The organism is Pseudoalteromonas sp. SR45-6 (assembly GCF_014163545.1).
Classification (GTDB): Bacteria; Pseudomonadota; Gammaproteobacteria; order Enterobacterales; family Alteromonadaceae; genus Pseudoalteromonas; species Pseudoalteromonas rhizosphaerae.
In genome coordinates this window covers 1-10,057 of the sequence record NZ_JACJDM010000006.1, presented here as the reverse complement: position 1 = coordinate 10,057, position 10,057 = coordinate 1, and the positions used below count along the sequence as shown (strand labels likewise).

Sequence of the window (10,057 nt, the reverse complement as noted above, 5' to 3'; positions counted from 1 at the left end):
ATTTAAGTTCGGTTCAGTTTTCGTGGAGATTTAGTCCGTGTTTGCTTTTCTGTTCGGGTACAAAACCCCTGCTTTTTATAAGTATAAAAACTATTTAAGCCAAAGTTCAGCATTTTTACATCCGCTGAAACTCGCGCATGTGTTGCAAAAAATAGAGTATTCACAACGACCTTGGTCAAAGTTTAGCCCACATGTACAAATTGGCTGTACCGTAGTCATCCAGCATACTGATACGGGTTATAAACGCCGTATAAGCTTAGTTCCGGCTGCAGAAAAGGGGCTATGTAATAATGTTGTGTCATTACACTCTTCTATAGGTACTGATCTTTTAGGACATAAAATAGGTCACATTTTTGAGTGTAAAGAATATGGATGTTTTCACTCTTGGCAAATATTAGCAATTAATAGTAAGGAGAATTATATAGAGTAAATCATTTCAATTTTTATTTATTAATTTTTATATATTTAATTGGAGTTATTTATAATGAGTAAAGAAAAAGCTAAAAAACCAGCAAAAATGACGTTAAAAGAAAAGCGAAAAATACGTAAAGAGAAAACAAAGACAACCGAAAAGTAAAGAGTTGTCACTTTACATATAACGTTTCATGGAAACCTTAATAAAGTCCAAAGCTCGGCATTATAAAAATGTCGGGCTTTTATCGTTTAAATATATTAATAACAAAGGCCTCAATAGAGACCTTTGTTATAGATGAAGTTTAAATAAAACTGAATTAGCTACTGTATTGTTGGCACGGTAATAATTGATACAGAGCCTAGCGGATCTACGTTATAGTCTTCACTCGGTTCGCCTTCGTCAGCGGTGATGATTAATTTACCATCGGGACTGAAAGTTACCATATCTGGCAGTGCTCCGACCGCAGATATCATTTCAAGCTCATAACTACTCGTGTTAAACATAGCAACAACGCCAGTATCAGTTTTCACGCCTGACTCGATCGCAGCGGCAAGTTTTCCGTTTGATACTGCGACAGAATTAACACCTGCACCGTAATAGCTAATATCAATTGCACCAAGTGTTGCAATGTTATTTGGGTTAGCAAAATCAATCACTTCAATACGAGGAGCGTTAAGCAAGCTGCCGTTATTTACTACGAATAAACGTTTTGTTTGTGCATCATAAGCCGTGATCTCTGCGGCGCCTTCACCACCTTCAATTAACAAGCGTGATGCAAAATCAAACTTGCCTTCGTTGTTTTCACTATAGACGGTGATATTACCACTGTCTTCGTTTGCAACTACCAGCTGCGCTTTTGACGTTGGGCTTTGATCAGCGGTTATAAATAACACCCCTTCTGGCGCATCATCACCTTGGGTAACGAGCATTTGCACAAAACTTACGGCATTAACATCACTAATATCATATACTGCAACCGCATCAGCACGCTCTAAAGCAATAAATGCATAGCGCTTATTGGCAACCATACCTGTTGTTACACTCTCAGGCTCAGTGCCTTTCGCATCACTGCGACCATCTGGGTAAACGCCGGCTTTATTAGCTTCAAAGGCAAGTGATGAACCACTATCAAACACCTGCTCACCGGTATCACCATTGAAGATTGAGAATGAACGTGCACCAAAACTATAGAGTTTATTATGACTTGATGCTGCAGTATCAGAATCAACATATTGCGATACTAATAAACGCCCTAATTCGACGTTGTTTTGTAATATACTTACGTCTGTAAATACCGACTCATCAAGCACGATATCTGCAACTTTCTCACCTTCAGCGAAGTTGCTAAACCAGTCACGTATATCTCCCTCGTTGGCAGTTAAAACGTAATCTATGCCATCTTGTGTAAATGTTGCGATGCCATCAGGTTGATACATACCCACTACGTTTGCGCGGGTTTGTAGTTTGATCATATTATCTTTATCACTGGCATCGATTTCATTGCCAGCCATACCATAATCTTTAAAGCCCAGCGGAAAAATATCAGTGATAGTTTTCGTGGTTAAGTCTATTTTTGCAAGGCCGTTATTCTCTTGCAATGACACCCATGCAGTGCTTGAATCAGCTGATACGGCGACATACTCAGGCTCAACGTCTGCAGCTAAATCTGCACCTTTACCAAATACTCGGAAGCCTTTGCTTTCAAGAGCCGCTTCTTGATCATTAAATGATGTGAAATTTAATGTAGTTGCAGCACCCACATGCATAGGAGTTTTGAAGTTTTTACGTCCAGGGCTGGCATAAAGTTGTGGCGCATTCTCATCAACAAGCTCAATAAATTCCATACCATCAGGAAAACGGCCATAACTATTAACATGGAAATCGCCATAACTGACTTGTTGATGCACTTGGCCTTGGTATTTTAGTTTAATGGTTTCGCCTTTGCCTAAGCCAAAGTCTTCATTATTATTTAAAATAGCCGTTGCGGGTGCACCGTTAGGTAACTGAGCACCCGTAACTAAATTCGGCAATAATACAATAAAGCCGTGGCCAGGAATTTCTGTACCTGCAGGGATAGTTAAACCCGCTTGGTTATTCGCTTCACGGTCTAAATCAACTAACTCCCACTCATTAGCTGCAAAAACAAATGGTTCAGAAGATGTGTTGTACAGCTCAACAAAATCAAAATCGGCGTCATCACGGCCTTTTGAAACCACTTCATTGATCACAATATTAGCGGCAGTTGCACCATCAACCGGCGCTGGTAATTTATTGGCAGCACCAGGCGTTGGCGCGAGCGCTTCATCTTGAGTGTGCCAATTACCACCATCTGGTAAACGCCCCCATGTAGACACATGGCTACCATCACTCCAATGTGCGCTATCTACAATTTGATTGTTGTGCACCAGTAATGCGGTGTCGCCTTTACCTAAACCAAAATCAGTATCGCCAGCAGTGGCAACTAAAGTATCTGTTGGTGCATCAAATGGAATGCTAGTTTGATCTGTGGCAATCACTAAAAACCCACCTGCGGCGATGGTTGTACCTTGTGGAATTTTAATGCCCGGCTCTTTATCAATCTCAAAGCCTTTTAAATCATTTACTGCCCAATTAGCGTCACTAAAGGTAAATGCTTGTTCAGAGTTATTAAACAACTCAATAAAATCATAACCGCCTTCATTTGAACGCACCTCGTTGATCACCACTTGCCCTGCTGATGGTGCCTCAGTAATTTGGCTAAATGTTGCAGTAACCTCTTTATGGTTATTCATTGTAAGAGTTAAAGAAGTCGCGCTATAGTCTGCGTTACCAATATCGCCAGACCATGAAACAAATTTATATCCTTGTGCAGCCTGAGCGTTTAGCATAACAATAGCACCTTGCTCATAATCAGCACGCTCTGGACTTATTACTACGTTTCCAGCACTTTGCTCTGTGATATTTAATATCAGTTGGTAACGCAAAGGCTCTAAATCATTATCATCATCTGCTAGATCACAGCCACTTAATAGACCTAGCATTAATAAGCTGCCTACTATCGGTTTCAATTTCATCACATTTCCTTGGTATCGTTTTAGTTTTAATTAATCACGATACCCTAAAGCGTAATATTGACAGCTAAATGTAATTATCATGTCAATGGGATGACATTGCGAACGAGAATAAACTATAAGATAATGATTTAATTTATAATTCATCTCATTCTAAATAACCAAAATTCAGACGTACAGGTAGTAATTTCCAACTCTAACTACGTTGAATTTACTTGCCGTTGCTCTCTAACTAATAGCTGTAGTGATGTACTGAATATCAGGTTGTAACTCTGCGCAATAGAAAAAATTTATAAAATGCTTAAAATTGTGAGGGGCACTTTTTGGCATAAAAAGCGCAGCATAATCCGCGCTTTCAATTTACTCTGATACAGAAGGTTCAGTATTTGCTTGAGCATCGTTTGCAGGAGCTTCGTCAGTTAACAAGTATTTATCCAGCCATTGCTCTTGCTCCCAAAGCACATGCAGTAAACCCTTACGAGCACGATAACCATGAGCTTCGTAAGGTAACATCACTAAACGCGCTTCTTTACCTAAATGAGCAAGGTTTTAGGCTTAACGCACTCTGGTGCGGTTAGATTAATAAATACGCTTGAAAAAGAAGAGCTTGTAAAGAGGCGTAAATCGGTAAAGGATGCTCGCTCTGTTGTTTTATACGTAACTGATAAAGGAAGTCAAAGGGTTAAACGAGTACTAAACAGCCGAGAAACAGCCACCTCTAAAATACTAAATAGCTTTAATGATGAACAAAAACAAAGCTTTTTAAGCTTGATAGAACTAGCGCTTAGCAGCCTAACAAGCGAGCAGATAAAAGCCCGTAAAATATGCAAACTATGTAACGAAGGTGTATGTAGAAAGCGTGGTTGCCCAGTAGAAAATGCAATTAAATAAAGTACACCCCACTTAAAAACTTATCCAATAAGTTAAAGAATGATAACAGCCACTTTAGTCGTTTTTCTTACATGAAATTAGGTAAAGATGGATTCGATTATAGTTATAAAATTCATGCATCTTTTTAAATTGTAAAGGTATTCCCCCCTTGTACCTTTTTTAAAATAAGAAAAAAGAACCGTTTTAATGAGAGTTTTAGCTATAAGGTTGACCCATCTAGTTACAAGTGTTAAAAAGTGAAAATGAACACTAACTTAATAAAGGAATAATTGTATGATAAAGGGAATAAAAATCGCTTTAGTATCAAGTGTAATGCTCTCTGGCTGTGTAGTTACTGAAACTATTAATGGAGGTATTGCTAGTTTAAATAACTCTTTCACAACTGCTGAATTACCTATTACATACACAAAAGCGGCTAAAGAAAGTGGCACTGAGAAAATGAAGCGTCTTGCAGTTATTTCAAATAACAGAAACGCATCTACAGGTATAATTGAAACAAACCTTTCAAATATTCGTGTGAATGGCCAACCTTACTTTACCTTTGTTGATAAAGCTTCTCTTAGTAAAATTATAGAACAACAACGGTTTAATGAAAGTGATATCAGTAACTCAAAAAACAGAACCCGCCTAGGTAAACTTACAGGCGCAGATACACTTATCACTGCTGACTACACTGCTGATGTAGATACCTCTACTTACTACGAAAAAGACAGTGAATGTATACAAAAAGGTGATAAATGGTACAAGTGTGAGAAGTCTAGAGAAATAACCATTAAGTGCTCAGAAAAAATTGCGAAAGTAAATTTTAAACCTAAGGCTGTATCTGTAGAAACAGGGCAAATTGTTTTTACTAAACAATATTCACGCCTATCAAGTAGTAAAGTATGTAAAGGTGACGACCCTCATCCATCTGACTCTGTATTACGAGGCAGAGCACTTGCCGCTGTAATAGAAGAATTAAAACAAGATGTTGCACCACACCAAGTGACTAAAAATGTAAAGTTGATGGAATCTGATGATTCAGATTTAACTGATAAAGCAGAAGAGTTATTAGACCTCGCTGTTGAATTTGCAGAAAAAGACATGCCTGACCACGCCTGCAAAACCTTTGCAAAAGCTCAAAGTCAGTATTCAGAGTCACTGGCTATAAACTACAACAATGGTGTGTGTGCAGAAAGAGCGAATGATTTAGAATTAGCAAAAGCATATTATGAAAAAGCGAGCAACTTAACATTAGACGTTGACGAACTTAAGTTTGTTATTGAAGGCCAAACACGACTTGTCGAGCGTGAATCGGATAACGCAAAGCTAACTCTAGCAACAACTTCAAACCGTTTGTAATTTAAGTTAAGGCCTACCACTTTTGTGTTAGGCCTTATTGCTGTTGGTAAAACTATGAATACTAGAACATCCTCACTACTATTAGCGGCAATAGCGCTAAGTCCTTTCCTTACTAATGCAGCATCACATTGTAGTTGCAGCTCATACTATGCAAAGAATGCCCAGCCTAAGTGGGTAGGAATAGATATTGTTGATGATGAAAAATTAGCTAGTTCAGGCTCTTCACAATGCTCTGGTTTAAAAACAATTGATGAACGTCGGTCAGCTAAAAATGCGCGTGAAGAGCTCGCAAAATTACTAAATAGTGATATTTCAGTGAAAGAAATAATTAAAAACACCTCATCAAGCACAGTAAGCCATTCTGATTACAAATCGGTGATTGAGTCTCAAACCAATCAGCTATTAAAAAGCGCAAAAGTATATGATCGTTATGTAGACCCTATTAACTGTACTGTATATGCAGCTATTTCAATTAGTAAAGCCGATCTTGAAGAAGGCCAACAAGAAAAAATAAAACAACAACAAGCAATGCTAGGCGCAAAAAATAGTTGCTTAAAAGTAACGGGCGAAAATAGCTCTCAACTTACAGAGTTACTCACTGAGCAACTTTTACAGCATGGATATAAATTAACAAACTCGGCTTGCGAAGTGACCTATTTAGTTAAAAACTCGATAATAAAAGCACAAAGTAAACTTGTAATTACACAGTTAAAACTTCAAATAGATACACAAAGCAAAAAGTCTATTTGGCAACAACGTTTTGAAGGAAAAGGTTTGAGCTACTCTAAACGCTCAAAAACCGAGTTAATTCATTTAGCCAATCAAGACAGCACAACTAATTTAATAAATAGCATTGTAAAGTTAAAAAATACTGCTATCAATTCTTATTAGCGATTATATTAAACAGTTATCTTTAACACTGATAAACTATATTTTAAGGATGAAAATGTCTGTAGGAAATAACTTAGAGCCTGAGGCTAACACTGAAGAAAATAAATCTTTGTTAGCTAAATTGAAAGGTTACTTTATTTTACTTATGGTTACTTTAATGGGTCTTGGAAATTGGGCCGATAGTAAAGCACTCATAATTGAAGGGTACAACGGATTCATTACTCACTTTACGAACCAAATCGAAGAAAAAAAGATTACTGCGCTAGATATTGGCAACTACTTACCTTACGCTGAAAAAAAAATTGGTATTCCGCAAGTAATTAAAACATCATCTTTGAATACTGATTACGAATATAGGTATTACAAAAATACGAAATATTTACTCACACTTATTAATAAAAATACTCGTATAGTCGGCATCGCCGTACATAGTTTAAAATACGATAAAGCTATGGTACCGGAATTTACACCCTTAATACCTTTTAATAAAAAAATGCTCAGAGTTAATAGTCTAAGCGATGTTATAAAATCAAGTAACGAATTTTATTTTGATTCTCATAATATTAAATATTATATGCAGTCAAAACAGTTAAATGCTCAAGGTATGTTTTTGAACCTTAGCGTTGGCTTTAGTAACTACACACCATTACTTGATGAAACGCAAAAAGCTTTATTTAAACTTGATGAGTTAATGCTTACTCAAGATGACGAAAAAGCCTTAGCTAAAACAACCGAGATACTTGCTAACACTGCGGCTACATTTTATGCAGTATCTGAGCTATCTAGTGAATACATCTCTGATTCATTACTGACAACGTATGAATTTAACGCTTATTTTTAAGGATAAAAAATGCGTCACACTTTATTATTTTTTGCTTTATTTAGTGCTTACAGCGGGGCTACCACGCCGACGTTCGAAGAATTTAAAAAACAGCAACTTGCAAAACAAACCACTTTTAAAAACGATCATCAGTTGGAATATCAAGCATTCAGACAAGCATATCTCGAGGAATACGATAAATTTAGAGATAGATTATTGCAAAACTGGTCAAGACCTGTACAAAGCTCATTATTAGAACGTGTTGAATATAGTGCGGATAAAAAAACACGTATTATTATTGATGAACAAAATTCGACCGTGACTGTACAAACACTTGAAGGCTCAAATGAAACAGGACTAAAAGCGACTTCTCAAGAAGAAGCATTAACAACAAATCAATTGTTAAATAATGTTAAATTATCGCCGGTTTTAACTGATATTTTTAAAGACCCTAGCTTACTCGATAAAGCAGTAAAAACAGCAAAAGTTGATATAAAAGCACAGCCAGACAAACATGAAAGCGAAGTCGCATTAATTAATGAAATTACTTCTCAACACGAGCAATCATTGAGTAGTTTAGATAAAAACGAGCAATTACCTAAAGCACAAATTGATATCCAAAAAGAGCAGCTTACCAAAGAAAAAGAACAACGTATTAGTAATTTAAATAATGCGCTAAAAAAAACAAAAGAGCAAAACCTTACCTACAAACGCATTAAGTCGCATACTTTCGCTCTACCCGATACTTATTTACAAAAAAAAGTAGCGCCTTTTGTTACTTATTATAGCCAGTTTTCTAAAGATCAATTATCTTTACTATTAGCTATTTCACATGCTGAGTCGTCATTTGATCCTAATGCAAAATCGCATATTCCAGCATTTGGATTAATGCAAATAGTGCCAAACTCAGCAGGCTTAGATGTTGCTCGCAGACAATTTAAAAAGGATATAGCTCCTACAGCTAAAGAATTATTCGACCCAAAAACTAATATAACTTACGGTGCTGGGTACTTAGACATTTTAACGACTCGATATTTGCGCAAAATTAATAATCCCATAAGCCGAAGATATTGTGCCATTGCAGCTTATAATACTGGCGCTGGTAACGTAGCTAAAGCATTTAACTTAAATAGAAGTACGAATATAAATAAAGCGGTAGCCTTAATAAACCAATTAGATAGCGAAGGTGTATACGCACAACTTATAGATAATTTACCGTACGACGAAACAAAAAAGTACTTACAAAAGGTAAGTAAATTAGATATTCAATATCAAAAAAACTTAGAACAATGGAACCTTAACAATAAGGAAGTAAATCATGCGAAATAAACTTTTAATATTGGCAGTTGCTGGAGTTATTACAGCATGTGGTACAACACCACAAAAGTCTCAACCTCTTGCTGAAAACGATTCTGTTCCAAGCTGGGTTTTACAACCTACAGCACCCGAGGGCGGTTTGGCTTCATCTAGCTGTGTAGTATGGACGGGCAATATGGCTGCAAGTAGAGCACAAGCTATTGCCAATGCACGTGCCGATCTAGTAACTCAAATTAGTGCTAAAGCGCAAGTAATGGATACACTAATAAACAAACAAACCCAACAGCAAGACTCAACGACGACTAATTCATCATTTACGCAAATAAGTAAACAGGTAGCTGAGCAAAGCTTAGTAGGGGCTATTGCTAAAGAAATTGGTTTTGCTCGCTTAGATGGAAAGAAACAGTTATGTGCGCTTGTAACTATGGAAAATACTAAGCCTTTATTTGATAAATTAATCGAAACGTCAGGAAAGAATTTAAGCCCTAATGATGAAGATATGCTTTACCGTGAATTCAAATTAAAAACAACAACTGATGAGCTTAAAGCGCTAGATAAATAAGCGTTTTATAACAGCCCTAATATAAGTTAGGGTTGTTATATTAATTAAATAACTACAATAAATTACCCTAGTATTAACCAAACCCCCACTAGCACCATTAAACTCCTAAGAGATCCCCAAAAATAATCTTTAATTTTCAATCGCATCACTCACATCCATATTTTTCCAATCGAGTTTCACTACCACTTGCACGAAATAGGCTAGCCCTTCCAAATAATCTCGCCGGTGCAGTTTAATGGACTGTTTTTTGAAGTATCGCAGCCCAACAAATGCCCATGACACTACTCGCCTGCTTTTGCTTGAGTTAGCTTGAAAAGATCCTGTCTTTCCTGCTTTGTCTATCACTGCACCCAGCATCATTGAGAACCAATGCACCAGTGTTGCGAGCAGTAAAAGTATGTCTAATCGGTAGAGTTTGTTCGTTCTGTGCAGATCTGAGCCTAAGCCGAACCTAACACTTTTTTGATCTCGAAATCCGGCTTCTATCTGCATTCTCATGCCATATAATTTGAGCACTTTTTCGAGAAAGTGGTGCCTTTTTGGAAGTGAAGAAACGAGTAGCCAAGGCTCATTATAACCACGTTTTTTATCTCTTTTTAATAACTTATGCCCCTTACCAACCAGCACTGCATGCGTTTGATATTTTGCACTTTTGGTCAACTCGGTCGCGCCAAGATACTGGCTCTTACGTTGATTGCTCTTGAATAGTGACTGGCATGGAACAAACTCATCGCTGCCCTGCGTTTTCAAGTGTGCCGTACCTCGAACTC

At 37.1% G+C, this 10,057-nt stretch carries 9 protein-coding genes and 1 pseudogene; 7 read left to right on the top strand and 3 right to left on the bottom strand.

All coding sequences use genetic code 11. The features are described 5' to 3' along the window. The first annotated feature begins 37 nt into the window (after nt 1–37). The gene (locus H5158_RS04445) at nt 38–430 is read left to right on the top strand and encodes a GreA/GreB family elongation factor (protein ID WP_182730903.1); all 393 of its coding nucleotides are present in this window, start codon (nt 38–40) and stop codon (nt 428–430) included. A gap of 305 nt (nt 431–735) precedes the next feature. Here H5158_RS04445 and H5158_RS04440 read toward each other — a convergent pair whose 3' ends face one another. Together H5158_RS04440 and H5158_RS04435 are read right to left on the bottom strand one after the other, a co-directional pair. Next, a complete protein-coding gene (locus tag H5158_RS04440; RefSeq protein ID WP_182739540.1) occupies nt 736–3,468 on the bottom strand; it encodes a choice-of-anchor I family protein in 2,733 nt (910 codons plus the stop codon). Between the two features lie 357 nt (nt 3,469–3,825). Next, nucleotides 3,826–4,011 (bottom strand): annotated as a pseudogene (locus H5158_RS04435) (hypothetical protein); the annotation flags it as partial. On the opposite strand from H5158_RS04435, the gene H5158_RS04430 reads away from it, so the two are divergent. From H5158_RS04430 to H5158_RS04405, 6 genes are all read left to right on the top strand, one after another. Then, a complete protein-coding gene (locus H5158_RS04430) occupies nt 4,003–4,356 on the top strand; it encodes a MarR family winged helix-turn-helix transcriptional regulator (protein WP_259398737.1) in 354 nt (117 codons plus the stop codon). The pseudogene H5158_RS04435 and the gene H5158_RS04430 overlap by 9 nt on opposite strands. Before the next feature lie 273 nt (nt 4,357–4,629). Continuing rightward, on the top strand, nt 4,630–5,697 hold the full coding sequence (locus H5158_RS04425; RefSeq protein WP_145234248.1) for a hypothetical protein: 1,068 nt from the start codon (nt 4,630–4,632) through the stop codon (nt 5,695–5,697). A 54-nt stretch (nt 5,698–5,751) separates the two neighbouring features. Beyond that, on the top strand, nt 5,752–6,588 hold the full coding sequence (locus tag H5158_RS04420; protein ID WP_220491228.1) for a TonB-dependent receptor: 837 nt from the start codon (nt 5,752–5,754) through the stop codon (nt 6,586–6,588). Nucleotides 6,589–6,643: 55 nt separating this feature from the next. After that, the gene (locus tag H5158_RS04415; RefSeq protein WP_182739538.1) at nt 6,644–7,429 is read left to right on the top strand and encodes an ETEC_3214 domain-containing protein; all 786 of its coding nucleotides are present in this window, start codon (nt 6,644–6,646) and stop codon (nt 7,427–7,429) included. A 9-nt stretch (nt 7,430–7,438) separates the two neighbouring features. Further along, on the top strand, nt 7,439–8,737 hold the full coding sequence (locus H5158_RS04410) for a transglycosylase SLT domain-containing protein (RefSeq protein ID WP_182739537.1): 1,299 nt from the start codon (nt 7,439–7,441) through the stop codon (nt 8,735–8,737). Continuing rightward, entirely contained in the window at nt 8,727–9,287 is a 561-nt protein-coding gene (locus H5158_RS04405; RefSeq protein WP_145234255.1) for an LPP20 family lipoprotein, read from the top strand. Before H5158_RS04410 ends, H5158_RS04405 begins: the two co-directional genes overlap by 11 nt. Nucleotides 9,288–9,416: 129 nt before the next feature. Here the strand turns inward: H5158_RS04405 and H5158_RS04400 are convergent. Then, a partial coding sequence (locus H5158_RS04400) for a transposase (protein ID WP_220491227.1) occupies nt 9,417–10,057 on the bottom strand: 641 nt, incomplete at its 5' end.